23 protein-coding genes are annotated in these 20360 nt (G+C 52.9%); 6 read left to right on the forward strand and 17 right to left on the reverse strand.

Translation table 11 applies throughout. The annotated features are described in order from the left end of the window. Positions 1-45: 45 nt before the first annotated feature. Entirely contained in the window at positions 46-408 is a 363-nt protein-coding gene (locus tag VSR74_RS11595) for an endonuclease domain-containing protein (protein WP_347794879.1), read from the reverse strand. A gap of 150 nt (positions 409-558) precedes the next feature. Between VSR74_RS11595 and VSR74_RS11600 the strand changes: the two genes are divergently transcribed. Then, the gene (locus VSR74_RS11600) at positions 559-1563 is read left to right on the forward strand and encodes a DUF1202 family protein (RefSeq protein ID WP_347794880.1); all 1005 of its coding nucleotides are present in this window, start codon (positions 559-561) and stop codon (positions 1561-1563) included. Between the two features lie 42 nt (positions 1564-1605). On the opposite strand, the gene VSR74_RS11605 is transcribed toward VSR74_RS11600, so the two are convergent. From VSR74_RS11605 to VSR74_RS11640, 8 genes are all read right to left on the reverse strand, one after another. After that, on the reverse strand, positions 1606-2907 hold the full coding sequence (locus tag VSR74_RS11605; protein WP_347794881.1) for a TRAP transporter large permease: 1302 nt from the start codon (positions 2905-2907) through the stop codon (positions 1606-1608). Next, complete coding sequence (locus VSR74_RS11610) at positions 2907-3410, reverse strand: TRAP transporter small permease (protein ID WP_347794882.1); 504 nt, start codon at positions 3408-3410, stop codon at positions 2907-2909. Before VSR74_RS11610 ends, VSR74_RS11605 begins: the two co-directional genes overlap by 1 nt. 49 nt (positions 3411-3459) lie before the next feature. Further along, the gene (locus VSR74_RS11615; protein ID WP_347794883.1) at positions 3460-4446 is read right to left on the reverse strand and encodes a TRAP transporter substrate-binding protein; all 987 of its coding nucleotides are present in this window, start codon (positions 4444-4446) and stop codon (positions 3460-3462) included. Between the two features lie 253 nt (positions 4447-4699). Beyond that, on the reverse strand, positions 4700-5836 hold the full coding sequence (gene hemW, locus VSR74_RS11620; protein WP_347794884.1) for a radical SAM family heme chaperone HemW: 1137 nt from the start codon (positions 5834-5836) through the stop codon (positions 4700-4702). After that, positions 5829-6422: an XTP/dITP diphosphatase gene (locus VSR74_RS11625; RefSeq protein WP_347794885.1), complete on the reverse strand. Its 594-nt coding sequence runs from the start codon at positions 6420-6422 to the stop codon at positions 5829-5831. Before VSR74_RS11625 ends, hemW begins: the two co-directional genes overlap by 8 nt. 8 nt (positions 6423-6430) lie before the next feature. Next, the gene (gene yggU, locus VSR74_RS11630) at positions 6431-6721 is read right to left on the reverse strand and encodes a DUF167 family protein YggU (RefSeq protein WP_347794886.1); all 291 of its coding nucleotides are present in this window, start codon (positions 6719-6721) and stop codon (positions 6431-6433) included. Continuing rightward, positions 6718-7284, reverse strand: coding sequence for a YggT family protein (locus VSR74_RS11635; RefSeq protein ID WP_347794887.1), 567 nt, complete (start codon positions 7282-7284; stop codon positions 6718-6720). Before VSR74_RS11635 ends, yggU begins: the two co-directional genes overlap by 4 nt. A gap of 8 nt (positions 7285-7292) precedes the next feature. Next, positions 7293-8006 carry a YggS family pyridoxal phosphate-dependent enzyme gene (locus tag VSR74_RS11640; protein WP_347794888.1) on the reverse strand — a complete coding sequence of 238 codons (714 nt, stop codon included), beginning with the start codon at positions 8004-8006 and terminating at the stop codon, positions 7293-7295. Between the two features lie 17 nt (positions 8007-8023). Here VSR74_RS11640 and VSR74_RS11645 point away from each other — a divergent pair, with 17 nt between their 5' ends. Together VSR74_RS11645 and VSR74_RS11650 are read left to right on the forward strand one after the other, a co-directional pair. Beyond that, a complete protein-coding gene (locus VSR74_RS11645; RefSeq protein ID WP_347794889.1) occupies positions 8024-9004 on the forward strand; it encodes a type IV pilus twitching motility protein PilT in 981 nt (326 codons plus the stop codon). Positions 9005-9489: 485 nt separating this feature from the next. Next, complete coding sequence (locus VSR74_RS11650; RefSeq protein ID WP_347794890.1) at positions 9490-10143, forward strand: LuxR C-terminal-related transcriptional regulator; 654 nt, start codon at positions 9490-9492, stop codon at positions 10141-10143. Positions 10144-10230: 87 nt separating this feature from the next. Here the strand turns inward: VSR74_RS11650 and ruvX are convergent, their stop codons facing one another. The 8 genes from ruvX to metK all read right to left on the reverse strand — a co-directional run bounded on the left by ruvX (position 10231) and on the right by metK (position 17465). After that, positions 10231-10653: a Holliday junction resolvase RuvX gene (gene ruvX, locus VSR74_RS11655; RefSeq protein WP_347794891.1), complete on the reverse strand. Its 423-nt coding sequence runs from the start codon at positions 10651-10653 to the stop codon at positions 10231-10233. Further along, complete coding sequence (locus VSR74_RS11660) at positions 10653-11216, reverse strand: YqgE/AlgH family protein (protein ID WP_347794892.1); 564 nt, start codon at positions 11214-11216, stop codon at positions 10653-10655. The genes ruvX and VSR74_RS11660 overlap by 1 nt, the downstream gene beginning before the upstream one ends. A gap of 134 nt (positions 11217-11350) precedes the next feature. Continuing rightward, positions 11351-12298 (reverse strand): glutathione synthase, encoded by a 948-nt coding sequence (gene gshB / locus VSR74_RS11665; RefSeq protein WP_347794893.1) that lies wholly within the window; start codon positions 12296-12298, stop codon positions 11351-11353. A 23-nt stretch (positions 12299-12321) separates the two neighbouring features. Further along, positions 12322-13053, reverse strand: coding sequence for a 16S rRNA (uracil(1498)-N(3))-methyltransferase (rsmE, locus tag VSR74_RS11670; protein ID WP_347795238.1), 732 nt, complete (start codon positions 13051-13053; stop codon positions 12322-12324). A 122-nt stretch (positions 13054-13175) separates the two neighbouring features. Continuing rightward, a complete protein-coding gene (gene endA / locus VSR74_RS11675; RefSeq protein ID WP_347794894.1) occupies positions 13176-13883 on the reverse strand; it encodes a deoxyribonuclease I in 708 nt (235 codons plus the stop codon). A 94-nt stretch (positions 13884-13977) separates the two neighbouring features. Further along, entirely contained in the window at positions 13978-14478 is a 501-nt protein-coding gene (locus tag VSR74_RS11680) for a SprT family zinc-dependent metalloprotease (RefSeq protein WP_347794895.1), read from the reverse strand. Positions 14479-14557: 79 nt separating this feature from the next. Then, positions 14558-15952, reverse strand: a complete 1395-nt coding sequence (gene galP, locus VSR74_RS11685; RefSeq protein WP_347794896.1) for a galactose/proton symporter — start codon at positions 15950-15952, stop codon at positions 14558-14560. Positions 15953-16310: 358 nt separating this feature from the next. Beyond that, a complete protein-coding gene (gene metK / locus VSR74_RS11690) occupies positions 16311-17465 on the reverse strand; it encodes a methionine adenosyltransferase (protein WP_276223804.1) in 1155 nt (384 codons plus the stop codon). 403 nt (positions 17466-17868) lie between these two features. Between metK and VSR74_RS23315 the strand changes: the two genes are divergently transcribed. The 3 genes from VSR74_RS23315 to speA all read left to right on the forward strand — a co-directional run bounded on the left by VSR74_RS23315 (position 17869) and on the right by speA (position 20220). Next, positions 17869-18018: a hypothetical protein gene (locus tag VSR74_RS23315; RefSeq protein WP_459349923.1), complete on the forward strand. Its 150-nt coding sequence runs from the start codon at positions 17869-17871 to the stop codon at positions 18016-18018. 85 nt (positions 18019-18103) lie between these two features. After that, positions 18104-18235 carry an acid stress response protein YqgB gene (gene yqgB, locus VSR74_RS11695; protein ID WP_347795239.1) on the forward strand — a complete coding sequence of 44 codons (132 nt, stop codon included), beginning with the start codon at positions 18104-18106 and terminating at the stop codon, positions 18233-18235. A gap of 8 nt (positions 18236-18243) precedes the next feature. Next, positions 18244-20220, forward strand: coding sequence for a biosynthetic arginine decarboxylase (gene speA, locus VSR74_RS11700; RefSeq protein WP_347794897.1), 1977 nt, complete (start codon positions 18244-18246; stop codon positions 20218-20220). Positions 20221-20360 lie beyond the last annotated feature (140 nt).

The raw sequence follows: 20360 nt of genomic DNA on the forward strand, positions 1-20360 counted from the left end.
AGCGAGGGGATAGACGGTGCGGTTTTGACTTTCTCCCTCGCCCTTTTAGGGAGAGGGCCGGGGTGAGGGTAAAAGCGTTTGCAGGATATCGAATATATTTCTCAATACTGCCTCTTCGTCATGATTAAGCTCATTATTCCAGAAACGTAAAACGATCCATCCTTTCAATGCCAGCCATTCCGTTCTTTGTTGATCATATGCTTCTTGCTGTAGATGTTGTCCTCCATCGAGTTCAATTGCCAGCCTTGCCTCACAGCAGGCAAAATCAAGTATGTAGTTGCCAACCACGTGCTGACGTCTAAATTTGTAGCGGGAAAACCGTCGCCCCCTCAACAAATACCATAGCCGCAATTCTTCCTTCGTTTGCTGGCGCCGCAGCGTCTTTGCATATTCCCGTCGTTTCTCCATTCGCTCATGTTGCCACTGCGCTCCACCGTCGTCAGTTCTCGTAATCAAAACTGGAACCCGCCTTCCAGAGTACTTTCAGATTCTGTTTATCCTTCCTTCCTGGGTGAGTTTCGTATGATGAGGGCCTGACTCACTAAAAGGATTTAACCGATGAAACTCGCCTGGAAATCGGCGGCACTCCTGTTGTGCTGCTGCTCTGCTTATGCACTTGCTGATGACAACACCCCGACCGATGACGTTATAAAACAACAGTTTGAAAAACAGTCTGACGGCCTGTTGCGTATGGGAAATATTACGCTGCAACCGATTGAGAAGGTGGGTAATCAGGCCACTTATACGATAGAAGGGGACATTGCCGCGACTGATAATCTTTATGCTGTCGTCGGGGCGGCAGGGGAGTATATCTTTTACGAAAGAACCTGGATCAAAGACAACCCGGTAAAATTTTCAGCGATGATGACAGCGGTAGGCACAAAGGCCTCAAGCTGGCGTACCGAGTTTTACTCCATGCAAGTGGCGGCAAGGAGCATAGGCAGGCCGTTCAGTAATACTGAGGATTTAAGCAAGTCATTGATCGTCAACGATAGCGGCTTTATGACGCAGTTCGCGAGGCTTGATGCGCAATTTGCGAATAGCAAAACGACCGTGGACAAGCAGAAGAAGCAGTATGAAGCGCTGAGTAAACAGGTGAAGGAGCTGGACGAACAGATCAAAAATTCATGGGGAAGAGATGCCGATGGCAAGCCGCTTGGCCGTGACGAGGTGTTGCGGGCGAAAAATGCCGAGATATATGCCGTTGACCGCAAAAATGATATGAATAAGTTTATCAATCAGTATTACATCAACGTGTATGAACCCGCCCTGGTCGCCTGTCAGAAGAAAGGGAATTGCGATACCGCGCCGATAAATGCCGCCCGTGATAAAGCGCATGAAGAACAGAAAAAAGAGTACACGCGTCAGCATGATGCGATCAGTGCGAAGGTGAAAGCCGAGATCGCAGTCCTTGAGGAAAAAGTTAAACCACTATGGAAAAAACGCGAAGCGCTGCGTGGTCAGATGGTGGTACTGGAGTCGGGAAACTATGAATTAGAGCGCGATGCGAAGCTCTGGCAGGAAGGGGTTGCAGAGATGCGCCGCAAAGGCGTATTTAAGTAATCGGGCATTGCCGGGCAAGCTGATGCCACCCGGCAATAAACGTTACATCAGCCCAAGAAGCTGTGGAATAAATAGCGAAATCTGCGGGATGTAAGCGATCATCATCAGGGCAGCCAGCAGCGCAGCATAGAAGGGCAGTAGCGGTTTAATCAACTGCTGGATTTTCACGCCGGAGATGGAACAGCCGACAAACAGCGCACTACCGACTGGCGGCGTCAGCAGGCCGATGCACAGGTTGGCGACCATCATAATGCCGAAATGAACCGGATCCATCCCCAGATCCTGCGCGATGGGCAGGAAGATCGGCGTGAAGATCAGTACCGCTGGCGTCATATCCATAAAGATGCCGACGACCAGCAGCACGATGTTGATCAGCAGCAGAATAATCAGCGGGTTTTCAGAAATGCCCATCAGCGCGTCGCTTATCATGTACGGAATATCCGCGTTGGTCATTGCCCACGACATCCCGACAGAAAAGCCAATCAGCAGCAGGACAATGGAGGTGGTGACCACGGACTCCAGAATCAGCTTTGGCAAATCACGCCACTTCACTTCGCGATAGATAAGCACCGAAAGGATAAAGGTATAAACCACCGCGATTGCTGAGGCTTCCGTAGCGGTGAAAATCCCCCCCAGAATGCCGCCCATCACAATAATCACCAGCAGCAGGCTGGGCAGCGCATCAGTAAACGCTTTTGCCGCCTGGGCGACGGTTGGACGTTCAGAAACCGGATAACCGCGGCGTTTGGCGATAATCGCGCAAACCAGCATAATCGACAGGCCCATCAGGATGCCTGGCAGATAGCCCGCCATAAACAGCGATGCAACCGAGACGCCGCCTGCGGTCAGAGAGAAGACAATCAGCACGTTGGAAGGCGGAATCAGCAGCCCGGTGATGCACGATGAAACGTTTACCGCGGTCGAAAATGCCGGATCGTAGCCTTTCTTCGTCTGAATGGGATGTAACGTACCGCCCACGGCAGCAGCAGCGGCAACGGCTGAACCGGAAATGGAGCCAAACATCATATTGGCAAGTACGTTCACATGACCTAATGAACCCGGAACGCGGCCCACCATTACCTGCGCGAGGTTAATCAACCGTATCGCGATCCCACCGCTGTTCATCAGCGTACCCGCAAAAATAAAAAACGGTATTGCCAGCAGGGCAAAGTTATCCAGCCCATTGGCCAAACGCTGCGAAACGGTGATGACGGCGATATCCCAGGGAAACATCAGCAGCATTGAGCTGACGGTGGCAATACCGATGGCAAATGAGATAGGCACACCCATGAAAACCAGCACGAAGAACGCGCCAAACAGTGTTAAAGCAATATAACTTTCCATCAGTTTGCTCCCTCCTGTTTATGTCTGAAACCGCCTAACCCATTGACGATAAAGCACAATGCGTAAAACATCATAATAATCCCCGAGAGTGGCAGGATCAGGTAGACATAGCCCATCGGGATTTGCATGGCAGCGGATACCTGAGAGGTTGCCAGTGTTTTCTCAATTAGCTTTACACCACCGGAAACAATGACCGCGCCGGAGAAAATAAAAATCAGCAGGTTGATAAGAATGCTCAACACGCGCTGTTTTTGCGGTTTAAGCGTCATTGCCAGCAGATCGATTGCCAGATGACGCTGAGCGCCAACGGTGTAGGCGGCGCCAAGTAAGCCCACCCAGATCATCAAAAAGCGAGCCAGTTCGTCGGTAAGCGTACTCGGCTGGTTTAAGACATAACGGCTGAAAACCTGCCAGACAACGCAGATGACCAGTGCGATCATCACCGCGACGGAGAATGCCGCGATCACGCGATCCACCGCCTGTTTAATGCGGGTAAATATCATTTTTGGATTGTCCTGAAGAATGCGGGCCAGAGGCTGACCCGCACAGAGGTTATTCTGCGGCGGCTTCGAATTTCGTCAGCAGCGCAGCCTGTTTCGGATCTTTTTTGAAATCATCAAACAGCGGCTGGACGGCAGCGCGGAACGGGGCTTTATCCACTTTGACTATCTCAGCACCCATTGCTTTCGCCTGAGCGCGGGTGTCGGTATCAATTTTATCCCACAGTTTCTGCTGATAGGTCTCAGAGGCTTTTGCCGCTTTTATAAGGATCTGTTGCTGTTCCGGTGTCAGCTTGTCCCAGGTTTTGGTGGAGATAACCAGGAAATCGGGGATGGAAGCATGTTCATCTTCGGAGAAGACCTTAGCGATTTCGATATGACGCGTTTGTACCCATGAAGGCACGTTATTTTCCGCACCGTCGACGACGCCTTGCTGCATGGCGGTATAAACTTCACCAAACGAAATCGGCGTAGGAGAGCCGCCCATTAACTCAATCATTTTAATCGTCGTCGGGCTTGCCTGAACGCGAACTTTTAACCCTTTTAAATCTTCCGGTTTAGTAATCGGTTTTTTTGCATAAAAGCTGCGAGTTCCGGCAACGTAGGCGGAAAGCGCAAAGAAACCTTTATCTTTTGTGGATTCCATAATTTCTTTACCGACTTCGCCAAACACCACTTTATTAAAGTGCGCCTGATCTTTAAATAAGAACGGTAAATTATAAATGGAATAAATATTATCAAAGGATTCCAGGTCGCTGGCGGAACCTTTGGTCATATCCAGCGCCCCGTTTTGCAATAACTCCAGCGTTTCTCGCGCACTACCCATTTGGCTACTCGGATAGATACGGATGGTCATTTTACCATCGGAGAGTTGCTTAACCTCTTTTGCCAGCTCTTCAAATGCCTGATGCACGACGTGGCTACGCTCAAGATTATGAGCAAGCTTCAGGGTGACTTTTTCTGCTGCAGAGGCACCGACTGAAAACAGTGTTAACAGAGAGGCGCACAGTAATGTTCTGGTAAAGAATAAAGGTTTCATTAATAAGCTCCATGCATAATCATAGTAATTGTCTATAGCTATAGAAATATTCCGGATTTCTGTGTGATACATTACCATAGTTGTCACACAACTTTACGCTAGCATTCTCACATTTTTTAATTTTCTGGCCGTGAATGTATTTTTGGTATTCTCGAATAATATTTATTTGATGATGGAATTTATGGCGTGAATGAATATGAGGGGATATTTAAAAATAACCCCGCAAGTTTTTCTCTGGCGGGGTGAGTAACGGTTATTCGCTGAGGAATAATTCAAGCAATGAATTTAAAAATAACTTACCGTGCTCGGTAATTTGCCAGTATTCCGCGCATTCGGTGAGATACCCCTGCGCCAGCGCTTCGTCAATTTGCGGGCGAATTGCTTGCTCACTGAGCCCCGTATAGCGGCTAAACTCCGCGCGCGGGGCGGGTTCCAGCAGGCGGAAGCGGTTCATAAAGAACTCAAACGGTTTATCGGCTGCTTCGACATCGTGCTGGCGTTCCAGGTAGCGCCCTTCCATATACCCGCGCGGATGGCGCGTTTTGGCGGTACGCAGAATGCGCCCGTCAGGGAAGGTGACTTTGCCGTGTGCGCCGCAGCCAATACCGAGGTAGTCGCCAAAGCGCCAGTAGTTGAGGTTGTGCTGGCACTGATAGCCCGGTTTTGCATAGGCCGAGGTTTCATACTGCTGATAACCTGCTGCCGTCAGCAGCTTATCGCCCTGCTCGAAGATATCCCACAGCGCATCGTCGTCGGGAAGTACCGGCGGGCGGGAGCCAAACAGGGTGTTCGGTTCAATCGTGAGCTGATACCAGGAAAGATGTGGGGGATTAAGCGCAATCGCCTGACGTAAATCGTCCAGCGCTTCCGCCAGCGATTGATCCGGCAGGCCGTGCATCAGGTCAAGGTTGAAGCTGCGAAGGCCTAACCCCGTTGCCAGATTCGCCGCGCGTTTGGCTTCTTCCGGGCCGTGAATGCGCCCAAGACGTTTTAACTTGGTTTCGCTAAAGCTCTGCACACCAATGGAGATACGGTTCACGCCCGCGCGCTGGTAATCGACGAAGCGATCCGCCTCCACCGTGCCGGGGTTCGCTTCCATGGTGATTTCCGCATCCGCCGCCAGAGTTAGACGCGCACGCACGCCATCCAGCAACGTTTGCATCGCCGGGCCGGAAAGCAGGCTCGGCGTACCGCCACCGATGAAAATGGTCTTTACTTCACGTCCCTGCGCGTAAGCCACGTCAGCATCTAAATCACTCAGCAGATGCTGAACGTAGTCATCGTGCGGCACCTCGCCTTTCAGCGCGTGCGAGTTGAAGTCGCAGTACGGGCATTTCTGCACGCACCACGGGATGTGAATATAAAGGCTCAGAGGCGGCAAATTAGCCATTACGTAACGCTTCCAGTAACTGTTTCAGCGCCTGACCACGGTGCGAGATGGCTATCTTCTCTTCACGCGTCAGTTCTGCGGCGGTTTTCCCAACAGAGGGGACAAAGAAAATAGGGTCATAGCCGAAGCCGCCGCTACCCGCAGGCGCGTGGGTGATGACGCCTGGCCAGCGACCATGGCACACCAGCGGTGTTGGGTCTTCCGCATGACGCAGGTAAACCAGTACACAGTGGAACTGCGCCTGACGCTGGTCGTCCGGTACATCTTTCAGCGTTTCCAGCAGCTTTTGCAGGTTACGCTCGTCGGTCGCGCCTTCACCGGAATAACGTGCGGAATAGATACCCGGCGCACCGCCAAGATAATCCACCGCCAGCCCGGAATCATCGGCAATCGCGGGCAGTCCGGTTATCTGTGACGCATGGCGCGCTTTAAGGATCGCGTTCTCGATAAAGGTCAAACCGGTCTCTTCGGCAGAATCGACGCCAAGGTCGGTCTGCGCGACGATATCAAGACCAAAATCGCCGAGCAACGAGGCGAGCTCGCGCACTTTACCGGCATTACCGGTAGCGAGGACAACTTTTTGCATGGGATATCCTAATTTATCAGGGCGTCGACGCCCGCTGGAATTTGCTGCGGATGAATGATTTTAACCCGTTTATGGCGGCCCAGTTCGCCTTTCTCAATAACGACCTGGCTTTTGGCTACCTTAAACTGTTTAGCGAGGAATTTCACCAGATGGGCATTGGCCTGCCCATCGACCGGCGGGGCGGTTATGGCGACTTTTAATTCGTCGCCATGTTCACCCACAATGCTGTCACGGCTGGCCTTCGGCTGAATATACAGCCGCAGCACCAGCCCGTCGTCGCAGGATGTTACGGCACTCATAGCGCCATCCACAGCCCCGGCAGCAGCATGTTGCCCGTTGCCTGTAACACTTCGGCGATGCCCATGTTGAGAACATAAAGCAGCAGCACCAGAATCATCGGCGAGAAGTCGATACCGCCCATTGAAGGCAGCAGCTTACGAATCGGGCGCAGCAGCGGGTCAGCGAGCTGCATCAGCACAAATTCAACCGGGCTACGGCCCTGGCTTACCCAGCTCATAATCGCCATCAGCAGCAGTACCCAGAAGATAAGCAGACCGGTGGTTTTCAGCAGGATCAGCACCGCCGCAATCCAGATTATCGGCTGGAAGGTGATGACCATAAACAGGGTAATCGCCTTGATAACGCTCAGAATAAAGGCAACCAGCAGCGAGGAACTGTCGAGCGGCCCCATCGCCGGGATGATGCGGCGCAGCGGCCCCACGATAGGCTGGGTCACTTTCACCACAAACTGGGAGAACGGGTTGTAAAAATCACAGCGCGCCCACTGCATCCAGACGCGCAGCAGTAGCACCATTGTGTACAGTTCAATCACTGTAGAGAGCAGGAAGGTCAACGTCTTCATGGCGTTCCTCAGAGTTCCTTATTTTTTGTGTAATCACGCGCACCAAAAATCGCGGTGCCGATGCGTACCATAGTGCTACCTGCCGCGATGGCGGCTTCCATATCGTCCGACATCCCCAGCGAGAGCGTATCGACCGTTGGATAGTGCGTTTTCAGCCGCGTGAATGCTACAGCCATTTGCCGGGCGACGGCAAACTGCTTATCGTACCCGGTCTCCGGCGCAGGGATGGCCATTAATCCGCGCAGGCAGAGGTTGGGAAGAGTAGACACTTCCGCCGCCAGTGCATCAATCGCCTCGGGTTGGATTCCTGATTTACTCTGCTCATCGCTAATGTTGACCTGAATCAGCACGTTAAGCGGCGGCAGGTGGGCAGGCCGCTGTTCGCTCAGCCGTGCAGCGATTTTCAGCCGGTCGATCGTATGGCACCAGTCGAAATGCTCTGCCACCAGGCGACTTTTGTTGGACTGCAACGGGCCGATAAAGTGCCATTGCAGATCCGTCACGCCTTTATCCTGAAAGAAGCGAATTTTTTCCACCCCTTCCTGAACATAGTTTTCACCGAATGCCCGCTGCCCGGCAGCCATCGCTTCTTCGACGGCGCTCGCAGGTTTTGTTTTGCTGACTGCAAGCAGAGTAACTTCTTCTGAAAGCCGGCCGCATCGTGATGCAGCGGCTGAGATTTTGTCCCGGACCTGTGCCAGGTTATGCGCTATATCGTTCATATTTGCTGGTGGGTCTTATGGAAATACAAGAAATCGTGGCGCTTAGTGTAAAGCATAATGTGTCGGATCTACACCTGTGTAGTGGGGCAATGGCGCGATGGCGGCGGCGAGGTTTGCTTGAAGTGGCGCCTTTTTTATCGCCGGATCCCCAGACTCTGCTGACGGGGTGGTTGAGCGAACCGCAACAAGCCCGCTGGTTGGCCCAGGGACAGATCGATTTTGCTATTGAGCCGCGGGAGGGGCCGCGTCTGCGCGCCAGTGCCTTTCGTCACGCGCGGGGTGTTTCTCTGGCATTGCGTTTGTTACCAACGCGCTGCCCAACGCTCACTGAGTTGAGTGTGCCTGCTGCGCTGCCGGAGTTGCTGCGTGAAGAGGGCGGGCTGATTCTGGTTACAGGCGCAACCGGCAGCGGTAAGTCGACCACGCTTGCGGCAATGGTCGATCATCTGAACAATGCGCTGGACGGGCATATTCTGACGCTGGAAGATCCGGTTGAGTTTGTCCACACCAGCAAACGCTGCCTCATTCAGCAACGGGAAATGGGGCTGCATGCCTCTTCATTTGCGGAGGCATTGCGCGGTGCGCTGCGTCAGGATCCCGATATCATCCTGTTGGGTGAACTGCGCGATAGCGAGACGATCCGTCTGGCGTTGACCGCTGCTGAAACAGGGCATCTGGTGCTGGCGACATTGCATACGCGGGGGGCGGCGCAGGCGATTGAGCGTTTGATCGATGTTTTTCCGGCGCAGGAAAAAGAGCCCGTGCGCAGCCAACTGGCCAGCAGCCTGTGTGCCGTTGTGGCGCAGAAGCTGCTGGCGGATAAACAAGGTGGGCGGGTCGCGCTCTTTGAATTGCTGGTGAACACACCGGCGGTGGGGAATCTGATCCGCGAAGGGAAAACGCACCAGCTCCCCGGTGTCATGCAAACTGGACAGCAGGCGGGCATGCAAACTTTTACTCAAAGCTACCAACAATGGGTAGTGAAGGGTAAGCTATAAGTAAGCGGAAGTTTTTCTTCCGCTTATTAATTCTGTTTCTAATAGATAAATATTATTACTGTGATGAAGGTAGAGTTTTTTGGATAACTGCATCAGAAAGATTGTTTCAATATATTTTTGATGTAGCACCTGGTCGTTATTCTGTTGTAATAATGTTTTATTTGTGAACCCGTCGTTTCGTTATTATTCCCCATAATTACTATCATCAGAGAAACATATAACACCTGGTTCATTATTCCTAAGTAATACCGATGATGGATTTTTATGCGGATGCATAACATTATGTTGTGTAGACATAGAAAAAAAGGTTGATATTCTTTTGACTCCTGCCGCGGTTCGTTCTATCCTGATTATGGAATTAGGATTATTCTTATGAAATAATGTTTCACTTCATACGATTTTGATTATTATTATGCATGATAATTAAGATTGCTTTGATTTATTAAAACACCATGATGGTGGCAAAATACTAAGGAGAGTTTCAAATGCTTGATGTATCAGAGAGTGTATCTAAATCCCGCAAAATCCTGTTAATCACCCACCCGTCAGTTCAGGCCAACGCATTCGCTGGTTATCTTTCTGATTTACTTTCAGTTTCTGTCGATGTACACAATATCAACAAACCGCTGGTGCAGCGCCTTAGCAAAGGCACCGTGGTGCTGTTTGATATCGCGGTATCGAACAAAAAACTGAACGGTATCTGGCGCGATATTATTCGCTCACAGTTTGATTCTCCGCGTTTGCTTATTATTAATAGCGCACAGAAGTATGAATTATACGAAATGGCGCAGTGGCCAGCGCTGTACGGTGTGTTCCGTCATGATGATGATGAATCGCGCTTAATTGAGGGTGTCAAAGCCGTACTGAACGGTGAACAGACTGCTGAATTGAGCGTAATGCATCCGGCCATGTATGCAGTTGAGCAACCAACTGAATCATCAGACAATATTCCGCTGACTGAACGTGAATGCGAAATTCTGAATGAATTACGTCATGGTGCGACCAATATGGATATTGCTCGCGCATTGTTTATCAGCGAAAACACCGTTCGCACACACTTATACAATGTTTTCCGTAAGTTAAGCGTTAAAAACAGAACCCAGGCAGTAAGCTGGGCGAATGAGAATTTACGTCACTAAGTATCAGTCTGGAAACGTTGTAGGCCGGATAAGCGCTAGCGCCATCCGGCTTTCCTGTTTGCTTTATTAAGCAGTATGGCTACTGCCTTACTGACCATAGCCCTGCTCGAAATAGCTCTCCAGAATCACCACCGCCGACGCGGAATCCACGCTGCCTTTATCCAGTGCGCGAAACCCGCCATGCTCAAATAAACCGGCTCGCGCCTCAACGGTGCTCAGACGCTCATCATGCAGCGTAATTGCCACGCCGAAACGACCGTGAATTTTGTTAGCAAAGTTACGTGCTCTGGCGGTGAGGGGTTGTTCTGTACCATCCATATTCAGCGGCAGGCCGACAATTACCGACTCGGGTTGCCACTCTTTAAGCAGCTTTTCGACGGCGTTCCAGTCTGGCGTACCGTTTTGCGCTTTCAGGGCATTGAGCGGACGCGCGGTACCGGTAATGCGCTGCCCCACTGCCACGCCAATACTGCGGGTGCCAAAATCGAAGGCGAGAAAGGTTCCGCTCATTAGGCGTGACCTGCCACACCGGGCATGGTGTGAATATCGATACCGATAAGTTTTGCCGCATCGCGCCAGCGGTCTGCAATCGGGGTTTTAAACAGAATGTTGAGATCGGCGGGGGCTGTAAGCCAGGCGTTATCGAGGATCTCCTGCTCCAGTTGCCCCTTCTCCCAGGAAGCATAGCCCAGCGCGACTAACACTTCTGTCGGTTGCGCGGCCGTGCCCAGAGTTTCCAGGACGTCGCGGGACGTGGTGACGATAGTATTGTCCGAAATACGGATACTGGAGGAAAACGACGCCGGAGGCGTATGCAGGATAAACCCACGATCTTCCGCCAGCGGGCCGCCTAGCATCACCGGTTTATCGAGACGAATAGCGGGATCGCGAGGATCGGGAGTGATCTTCAGCTTCTCCAGAATCCCCTCAATTTGAAGGTTTTCCAGCGGCTTATTGATGATGATACCCATAGCGCCATCATCATTGTATTCGCAGATGTACACAACGGAACGACGGAAGATGGGATCCTGAAGAGCCGGCATGGCAATAAGAAAGTGATGCTGTAAATTCATTGTCAGAAGTTCTGTCCTGGTTCAAAAAGCAGCAGCGTCCAGTATGCGGGGAAAGCGCCGCGCTGTCACCAGGCAGGCCTATAAAGACAAGTAAAGCCTGCCCGATCGTGGCGGGTTCCCTCCCGCCGCGTAAGTTATTTGCCCAAACGCTTCTCGATGGCGTCCATCAGCATCCCGGTGATGGAAATCGGGAACTCCGCTTCGATTTCACGCACGCAGGTTGGGCTGGTGACGTTAATCTCGGTCAGGCGATCGCCGATGATATCCAGGCCGACAAAAATCAGACCTTTCTCTTTCAGCGTCGGGCCCACTTTACGGGCGATTTCCCAGTCGCTTTCGCTCAGCGGGCGCGGCTCGCCGCGGCCACCGGCGGCCAGGTTGCCACGGGTTTCGCCGCCCTGTGGAATACGCGCCAGGCAGTACGGTACCGGTTCACCATCGACAACCAGCACGCGCTTATCACCGTCTTTGATCGCCGGCAGATAGGTTTGCGCCATGCAGTAGCGGCTACCCAGTTCGGTCAGGGTTTCGGCGATAACGCCAATGTTCGGGTCGCCTTCTTTCACGCGGAAAATCGACGCGCCGCCCATACCGTCCAGCGGTTTCATGATGATGTCGCTGTGTTTCTGCCAGAAGGCTTTCAACTGCGCTTTATTACGCGTGACCAGGGTTTCCGGTGTCAGCTCAGAGAACCAGGCAGTAAAGAGCTTTTCGTTACAGTCGCGCAGGCTCTGCGGTTTGTTGACGATAAGCGTGCCTTTCTCTTCTGCGCGCTCCAGAATGTAAGTCGCGTAGATAAATTCGGTATCAAACGGCGGATCCTTACGCATCAGGATCACATCGAGATCGGCCAGGGCGATGTCCTGTTCAGTGCCGAACTCGTACCATTTCTCATAGTTCTGCTCAACGTTCACCAGGCGCGTGCGTGCGCGGGATTCGCCGTTGGTCAGGTATAGGTCATTCATCTCCATATAGTGGAGTTCATAGCCCCGGCGCTGTGCCTCCAGCAACATCGCGAAGCTGGTGTCTTTTTTGATATTGATGTTTGCGATGGGATCCATCACGATGCCGAGCTTAATCATTCTAGTTCTCCTGGAAGCCGGTATTAGCCCAGATCGCCAAAGCGCACCTGCAGTGCGGTGATGGCGGTGAGCGCGGTAGTCTCAGTACGCAGAACGCGAGGTCCCAACAGGATATCAGTAAACTGGTAGCGGGCGGTCATGGCAATTTCATCGGCCGACAAACCGCCTTCCGGGCCAATCAGCAAACGGACTCGCTCCACCGGTAGCGGCAGCGTATTAATGCTGGCGCTGGCGCGCGGATGCAGGTTCAGCTTCAGTCCGCTATCTTCTTCGGCGCACCACTGTTCCAGACTCATCGCCGGGCGAATTTCCGGAATGGTGTTGCGGCCACACTGTTCACAGGCGGCAATAGCGATTTTTTGCCACTGTTGGATTTTCTTGTTCAAACGCTCGGCATCCAGTTTAACGCCGCAGCGCTCAGAAAACAGTGGCGTTATGAGGCTTACACCGAGTTCTATCGATTTCTGGATGGTAAATTCCATTTTATCGCCGCGTGACATTACCTGACCCAGGTGGATGTGAATCGGTGATTCGCGATTATCGACTTCACCACTGACTATCTTCACGCGCACATTTTTTTTATCGGCCTGCGTAATTTCAGCGTCAAAGACCTGGTTACTGCCGTCGAATAGCTGAATCGCCTGGCCCGGGCCCATGCGCAATACGCGGCCAACATGGTTTGCCGCGTCGCTATCAAGGGCGACTTCTGTTCCTGGCGTGATGCGTTCAGGATGATAAATACGGGGAATGCGCATGATGTTACGTTCCATTAATAGCTTAGGTACCAGGCACTGCCCGTTCCCTCGCCCTGAGGGAGAGGGCCAGGGTGAGGGGGAAATGTCCGGCAGAAAATTAAACAATTAGACGCTAGTGTAGGTTAGCTCTTTTGCGCCTGGCAAGCCTGCAACACATAGGGGTTATGGTTGCCCTGAATTTTGGCGATACGTTGGTCGCGCTCACACTCCCACGCACTGACCGGGTACATTTTATTCCACGCGTTAAAGAGCTGCGTCTGCTGGCGGGAAAGGTTGATTTGATACGTATCGCGCATATAGAAGTAGGTACGAGCAATCGCCCCGCGTGAACGTTCTGGCGGTTCGGCCACTTTTCCTTTGAAATCAACCTTCATGGCGCACTGGCCGTACTGGCCTTCGCCACCGTTCCACTGGCTGTACATAAAGTTGCCGCGATCGCCGTTTACTTCGCCGACAGCCGGTTGCAGGTTATGCATGTCGCTTTCAATTTTGCGATAAACGGGATCTTTCGCGCAGTTTTTCCGCCCGCCATCCTGCCAGCACTGGCGCTGGTGGCCGAACTGCCAGGCGGGCATCACATGTTCCCATTCAACGCGGCTGGCGCGGTTTTCATTTTTACGTACTTTATAGCCGCAGGATTCGAGGTCAATCACCCCTTTTTTTCCCTGCCATTCAATTTTACAGCCGCAGTAGAAATCACCGGGCACATCGTTGTTAACCTTTACCCCGGCGGTTTTTGCCTGGGAAAAACTTTTAATACCTTCGGCCAGTGCCTGGCCTGAGAGTGCCGCCGTTAAAAACACGACTGCGAATGCTACTTTTGGGAACATCACGAACTCCGTCTCAAAACGAGCCCGCAACGTAGCGAAAGCGAAGCTGAGATGCAATCAGTCAGATCAGAAAACTTCCCGAAAATTCCATCAGTTACACTTCTGCAACCAACGGTTCGCCGCAGTGGACGCAGCGATAGGTGGCTTCACCGCGTACTACGCGATTATGGCGGCGTATTGTCAACTGATGCTGCTGACAGCGACAGCGATAGGGAAAGGTTTTTGTGCGTATGGAACTCAGTTCAAACTGATGGGTGCGACGCGCCGGGACGCCAAGTACGGCTTCCATCATCCACTTCCACTCCTTGCCGTGCGGCGCGACACGGCCAAAGTGCTTCCACACCAGCAGGTGTGCAAGTTCGTGCGGCACCACTTCATCAATAAACGCCTGCTGGTTTTCCGCAAGCAGCACCGGGTTGAGGCGAATTTCATACTCCTGCAACCACGCGGTGCCCGCTGATGTGCCGCGCTGCTGATAAACCAGCTTCGGTTCAGGGTAGCTGCGGTTAAGCGCAAGGTTCGCTTTGGCCAGATTTTCCCGCAGGCAACGCATCACGCTTTGCTGAAGGGCGATAGGGATTCGGGGGCTTTTCATGGGGCAGAGGATAGAGCGGGATGCGGGGAGAGTGCAAGAGGAAGCTTCCTCCCGATACAGGAGGAAGCTTTCTGCCGGATTAGTCGTGAGCGCCGATTTCGCGCAGCTTGCGACCTTTCATCAGGTTACGTTCAATATGTTCCAGTGACACATGTTTGGTTTCCGGAACCAGCCAGATAGTCAGGAGGATAAACAGCAGGTTCAGACCGGCGTATACCCAGAAGGTATTGGCGTTGCCCAGAGAGTTGAGCATGGTCAGGAACGTTGCGCCGACGATCATATTGGCAATCCAGTTGGTCGCGGTGGAACAGGTGATACCAAAGTCGCGGCCTTTCAGCGGCTGGATTTCAGAACACAGTACCCAAATCAGCGGGCCGGCGCTCATGGCGAAGCCAACGATAAACATCAGCAGCATAGCGATTGCGAAGTACTGCGCAGATGGCGAATGAATACCGACGTGCATCATCGTACCCAGTACGCCCATGCCCACAGCCATTACCAGGAAGCCCAGCGTCAGGGTTGGTTTACGGCCCCAGCGGTCAACCAGGCCAATGGCGATGAAGGTGGCCAGCACGTTAGTCAGGCCGACAATCACCGTCCCCCACATCTGTTCGTGGGTGTTGGTATAACCCGCCAGTTCAAAGATTTTCGGTGCGTAGTACATGATGACGTTCATGCCGGTGAACTGCTGCATCACCTGTAACAGTACGCCCAGGAATACTGCGCGGCGGAAGTTGCTGTTCTCTTTGAACAGCGCCCAACCACTCTGTTTAACCTGCAGGCTTTCACGGATTTCATCCAGCTCGCGTTTCGCTTCCGCGCTGGTATCACGCAGACGAAGCAGGACGCGTTCCGCATCGTGGAAGCGACGTTTGGCCGCGAACCAGCGTGGGCTGTCCGGCAGGAAGAAGACGCCAATCAGCAGCAAAATCGCCGGGATGATAATTACGCCCAGCATCCAGCGCCATGCGCCAGAGTAGCTGAAGGCGGTATCAGACAGGTACGCGCCGAGAATACCGATGGTAATCATCAACTGGTACATGGAAATCATACTGCCGCGAATTTTTTCCGGCGCGATTTCAGAGAGATACAGCGGTGCCGTATAGGAAGCGACACCCACAGCCAGGCCCAGCAGGACGCGGGAGATAATCAGCACTTCCGGGTTTGGCGCGGCGGCGGAGAAGAGCGAACCGAGCACAAACAGGATGGCGCCAATCATCAGGCTTTTCTTACGCCCGAGGCGGAAGGAGAGCCAGCCACTACCGACCGCACCAATCGCGGCACCGAACATCATGGAACTGACCACCCACTCCTGGGTGTGTGGAGAAATCTGAAACTCATCGGTAATAAAGGGTAGGGCACCGGCAATTACGCCGATATCAAGACCGAAAAGGAGTCCGGCCAGGGCTGCCAGAAAACAGACAAAAAAGGTCATTGTCTTGTTTGAACGCCCTTGTTTTTTATTGTCAGGCATTATGCCCTCCAGTTGGATTATCAGCTTTGTCGATGTTAAGGGTAAGTGAGTCTGTCGTAAAAATATGTGATTGCAATCACAGGAGTGTAATCGCTTACACTAAGATTCATCATGCATATACATTAAAAATTATATTAATCAAAAGGTTACTTGTGAAATCAGAAAGGGAGAAAATCTGCTTAGGAATGACCTGAAAAATAAATGTAACAACAGAGCATTTGCTTTGTAACAAGTGAAACGATTGTATTCATTGGCGTGATTCGTGCCATGTAATCGCTTTCACACTATAGGGGGAGGAGAGCGTAAACCATAAAAAAGGCCAGCGCGAGGCTGGCCTTCAGGTAAATCAGTGGGGCGATTATTTCAGGCCGGCAGCATCACGCAGCAGCGCCGCTTTGTCGGTTTTTTCCCACGGGAAATGTTCGCGACCAAAGTGACCATACGCTGCCGTCTCTTTGTAGATCGGGTGCAGCAGATCGAGCATCTGAATCAGGCCGTAAGGACGCAGGTCGAAGAACTCGCGCACCAGCAGGGTCAGTTGTTCAGAAGGCACTTTCTCGGTACCGAAGGTTTCCACCATGATAGACGTCGGCTCAGCCACGCCGATAGCGTAGGACACCTGAATTTCACAGCGGTCAGCCAGGCCCGCAGCAACGATGTTTTTCGCGACATAACGTGCCGCATAGGCTGCGGAACGGTCAACTTTTGATGGATCTTTACCGGAGAACGCACCGCCGCCGTGACGAGCCATGCCGCCGTAGGTATCAACGATGATTTTACGTCCGGTCAGGCCGCAGTCGCCCATTGGGCCGCCGATCACGAAACGACCGGTTGGGTTGATGAAGAATTTGGTCGATGCATTTAACCATTCAGTCGGCAGAACCGGCTTGATGATCTCTTCCATCACCGCTTCCTGCAGAGATTTCTGGTCGATGCTTTCAGCGTGTTGAGTTGACAGAACCACGGCATCAATGCCGACAATTTTGCCATCGTCATACTGGAAAGTGACCTGGCTTTTCGCATCCGGGCGCAGCCATGACAGGGTGCCATTCTTACGCACTTCAGCCTGACGCTGCACCAGACGGTGCGCATAGGTGATTGGCGCTGGCATCAGCACATCGGTTTCGTTGGTTGCGTAACCAAACATCAGCCCCTGGTCGCCCGCGCCCTGTTCCAGCGGATCGGAACGGTCAACGCCCTGGTTGATATCCGGAGACTGTTTACCAATGGCGCTCAGGACGGCACAGGAATTGGCGTCAAAGCCCATATCCGAATGCACATAGCCAATTTCGCGAACGGTGTTACGGGTGATCTCTTCGATATCAACCCATGCGCTGGTGGTGATTTCACCGCCAACCAAAACCATGCCTGTTTTTACGTAAGTTTCGCAGGCTACGCGCGCTTTCGGATCCTGCTCGAGGATTGCGTCAAGCACGGCGTCGGAGATTTGGTCCGCAATTTTGTCAGGATGCCCTTCGGATACAGACTCGGACGTAAATAGGTGTTTTGCCATAATTTCTTCACCCTGGAAAAAATAGAGTTTCGATAAGCTTCTTGTGGCGATGCCCCGCGCTGTGCGATGAGCGCTAAAACGGGCAGCAGGTCGGCACACAAGAAATCAGTATAGACGGATTAACTTCTGGACGTCTATTCTAGGTTACTTCTTAAGCCGATTTCCAGCGTTTTTTGATTTGGCTCGCATTCTTGCGCAACGTGAGGTGGAAATTTTTCCTGACATTGCTGGCAAACCACGCATTTTTATTTTGCATTTTACCCGCCTTCCCGGTATAAAACGCGGCGCGCGGCTCATACCAAAAAGTGCACAAAGTTCGCTTTGTGACACCACTTCCAGCCGGGCTAATACTTTAGCTTTTTGGCCAGGCTCTGCGGGGCTGGCGTGGGGGTGATATCAAATAATGAACCGTTGTATTGCGCAAAATCCGTCACACCGTCCTGGTGTGCATCCGACTTCCGTTCTCAGTATCTCTGCTTTGTATACCTGCCGATATTTTACCCATTTCGGCGCTTCTCAGGACTCCAGGGCCGGCCAGGCTTATCGGGACTGAACAAGGGCGCTCTTGCCGCGGCAAGAGATTTCTCGTGGTTTCTCCGAACATCCGCTTTAAGTTCGGTTGCGTGTTTTACAATGATATGAACAAGAAACCGGTCGCACAGTCGATGCACCAGCATAACGCGCTGGGAAATCAGGCTGTATATGGGTTGTTATCGCATCATTACGCTGCGATAGTAGTTAACTGTTTTACACTAGATACAAATTATTGAGGTTCGCTATGTCTGACGACATGTCTATGGGTTTGCCTTCGTCAGCGGGCGAACAAGGTGTACTACGTTCCATGCAGGAGGTTGCGATGAGCTCCCAGGAAGCAAGCAAGATGCTACGCACATACAACATTGCCTGGTGGGGCAATAACTACTATGACGTCAATGAGTTAGGCCATATCAGCGTATGCCCTGACCCGGACGTTCCGGATGCCCGCGTTGACCTGGCGCAACTGGTCAAAGCGCGCGAAGCACAGGGGCAACGTCTGCCTGCGCTGTTCTGCTTCCCGCAGATCCTCCAGCACCGTCTGCGCTCTATCAACGCCGCGTTCAAGCGCGCGCGCGAGTCTTATGGTTATAACGGCGACTATTTCCTGGTCTATCCGATCAAGGTAAACCAGCATCGCCGCGTCATTGAATCCTTGATCCACTCCGGCGAACCGCTGGGGCTGGAGGCGGGTTCCAAAGCAGAACTGATGGCTGTGCTGGCCCACGCGGGCATGACCCGCAGCGTGATTGTGTGTAACGGCTATAAAGACCGTGAATACATCCGCCTGGCGCTGGTGGGCGAGAAGATGGGCCACAAGGTCTATCTGGTGATTGAGAAGATGTCGGAAATCGCCATCGTGCTGGAAGAAGCCGAACGTCTGAACGTGGTGCCGCGCCTTGGCGTGCGTGCGCGTCTGGCGTCGCAGGGTTCCGGTAAATGGCAGTCCTCCGGCGGCGAGAAATCGAAATTCGGCCTCGCGGCGACGCAGGTGTTGCAACTGGTCGATATCCTGCGCGAAGCCGGGCACCTCGACAGCCTGCAACTGCTGCACTTCCACCTGGGTTCGCAGATGGCCAACATCCGTGACATCGCCACCGGTGTACGTGAATCGGCACGTTTCTACGTTGAGTTACATAAACTGGGCGTGAACATTCAGTGTTTCGACGTTGGCGGCGGTCTGGGTGTGGACTACGAAGGAACGCGTTCCCAGTCTGACTGCTCCGTTAACTACGGGTTGAACGAATACGCTAACAACATCATCTGGGCGATTGGCGATGCCTGTGAAGAGAACGGCCTGCCGCATCCGACGGTGATCACCGAATCGGGCCGCGCGGTGACGGCGCACCACACCGTACTGGTATCTAACATCATTGGTGTCGAACGCAACGAATACACCGAAGCGACGCCGCCTGCGGCAGATGCCGCGCGCGCGCTGCAAAGCATGTGGGAAACCTGGCAGGAGATGCACGAACCTGGCACGCGCCGTTCGCTGCGCGAATGGCTGCACGACAGCCAGATGGATTTGCACGATATCCACGTCGGTTACTCCTCAGGGGCGTTTAATCTGCAGGAGCGCGCATGGGCCGAGCAGCTCTATCTGAACATGTGCCACGAAGTGCAAAAACAGCTCGACCCGAGCAACCGCGCGCATCGCCCGATTATTGACGAACTGCAGGAGCGTATGGCGGATAAGATTTACGTCAACTTCTCTCTGTTCCAGTCGATGCCGGATGCGTGGGGGATCGATCAGCTCTTCCCTGTGATGCCGCTAGAAGGCTTAAACCAGGTACCAGAGCGCCGTGCGGTGCTGCTGGACATCACCTGTGACTCTGATGGCGCGATTGATCATTACGTCGACGGCGACGGGATCGCCACCACCATGCCGATGCCGCAGTACGACGTGGACAACCCGCCGATGCTTGGTTTCTTCATGGTTGGCGCCTATCAGGAGATCCTCGGCAACATGCACAACCTGTTCGGCGATACCGAAGCGGTTGACGTGTTCGTCTTCCCTGACGGCAGCGTGGAAGTTGAGTTGTCTGATGAAGGCGATACGGTGGCGGATATGCTGCAATATGTTCAGCTTGACCCGAATAAGTTGCTGACCCAGTTCCGCGACCAGGTGAAAAACACCGGTCTGGACGACGCGCTGCAGCAGCAGTTCCTGGAAGAGTTTGAAGCGGGGCTGTACGGGTATACGTATCTCGAAGACGAGTAATACACCCTCACCCTAACCCTCTCCCTGAGGGAGAGGGCCGGGGTGAGGGCATCAGGCCGCACATTTGCTACACTCACTTGAACCCGTACAAAATAACGGCGATAATTCGCCCTAATAAGCTGTAACGCAAATCAATCCCT

This window comes from Pseudocitrobacter cyperus, assembly GCF_039889165.1.
In the GTDB taxonomy this organism is placed as follows: Bacteria; Pseudomonadota; Gammaproteobacteria; order Enterobacterales; family Enterobacteriaceae; genus Pseudocitrobacter; species Pseudocitrobacter cyperus.

Bases quoted from the DNA above. Each gene is read 5' to 3' on its own strand.
- VSR74_RS11595 (WP_347794879.1), bottom strand. From the start codon at position 408: ATGGAGAAACGACGGGAATATGCAAAGACGCTGCGGCGCCAGCAAACG.
- VSR74_RS11600 (WP_347794880.1), top strand. From the start codon at position 559: ATGAAACTCGCCTGGAAATCGGCGGCACTCCTGTTGTGCTGCTGCTCT.
- VSR74_RS11605 (WP_347794881.1), bottom strand. From the start codon at position 2,907: ATGGAAAGTTATATTGCTTTAACACTGTTTGGCGCGTTCTTCGTGCTG.
- VSR74_RS11610 (WP_347794882.1), bottom strand. From the start codon at position 3,410: ATGATATTTACCCGCATTAAACAGGCGGTGGATCGCGTGATCGCGGCA.
- VSR74_RS11615 (WP_347794883.1), bottom strand. From the start codon at position 4,446: ATGAAACCTTTATTCTTTACCAGAACATTACTGTGCGCCTCTCTGTTA.
- hemW (WP_347794884.1), bottom strand. From the start codon at position 5,836: ATGGCTAATTTGCCGCCTCTGAGCCTTTATATTCACATCCCGTGGTGC.
- VSR74_RS11625 (WP_347794885.1), bottom strand. From the start codon at position 6,422: ATGCAAAAAGTTGTCCTCGCTACCGGTAATGCCGGTAAAGTGCGCGAG.
- yggU (WP_347794886.1), bottom strand. From the start codon at position 6,721: ATGAGTGCCGTAACATCCTGCGACGACGGGCTGGTGCTGCGGCTGTAT.
- VSR74_RS11635 (WP_347794887.1), bottom strand. From the start codon at position 7,284: ATGAAGACGTTGACCTTCCTGCTCTCTACAGTGATTGAACTGTACACA.
- VSR74_RS11640 (WP_347794888.1), bottom strand. From the start codon at position 8,006: ATGAACGATATAGCGCATAACCTGGCACAGGTCCGGGACAAAATCTCA.
- VSR74_RS11645 (WP_347794889.1), top strand. From the start codon at position 8,024: ATGGAAATACAAGAAATCGTGGCGCTTAGTGTAAAGCATAATGTGTCG.
- VSR74_RS11650 (WP_347794890.1), top strand. From the start codon at position 9,490: ATGCTTGATGTATCAGAGAGTGTATCTAAATCCCGCAAAATCCTGTTA.
- ruvX (WP_347794891.1), bottom strand. From the start codon at position 10,653: ATGAGCGGAACCTTTCTCGCCTTCGATTTTGGCACCCGCAGTATTGGC.
- VSR74_RS11660 (WP_347794892.1), bottom strand. From the start codon at position 11,216: ATGAATTTACAGCATCACTTTCTTATTGCCATGCCGGCTCTTCAGGAT.
- gshB (WP_347794893.1), bottom strand. From the start codon at position 12,298: ATGATTAAGCTCGGCATCGTGATGGATCCCATCGCAAACATCAATATC.
- rsmE (WP_347795238.1), bottom strand. From the start codon at position 13,053: ATGCGCATTCCCCGTATTTATCATCCTGAACGCATCACGCCAGGAACA.
- endA (WP_347794894.1), bottom strand. From the start codon at position 13,883: ATGTTCCCAAAAGTAGCATTCGCAGTCGTGTTTTTAACGGCGGCACTC.
- VSR74_RS11680 (WP_347794895.1), bottom strand. From the start codon at position 14,478: ATGAAAAGCCCCCGAATCCCTATCGCCCTTCAGCAAAGCGTGATGCGT.
- galP (WP_347794896.1), bottom strand. From the start codon at position 15,952: ATGCCTGACAATAAAAAACAAGGGCGTTCAAACAAGACAATGACCTTT.
- metK (WP_276223804.1), bottom strand. From the start codon at position 17,465: ATGGCAAAACACCTATTTACGTCCGAGTCTGTATCCGAAGGGCATCCT.
- VSR74_RS23315 (WP_459349923.1), top strand. From the start codon at position 17,869: ATGAACCGTTGTATTGCGCAAAATCCGTCACACCGTCCTGGTGTGCAT.
- yqgB (WP_347795239.1), top strand. From the start codon at position 18,104: ATGAACAAGAAACCGGTCGCACAGTCGATGCACCAGCATAACGCGCTG.
- speA (WP_347794897.1), top strand. From the start codon at position 18,244: ATGTCTGACGACATGTCTATGGGTTTGCCTTCGTCAGCGGGCGAACAA.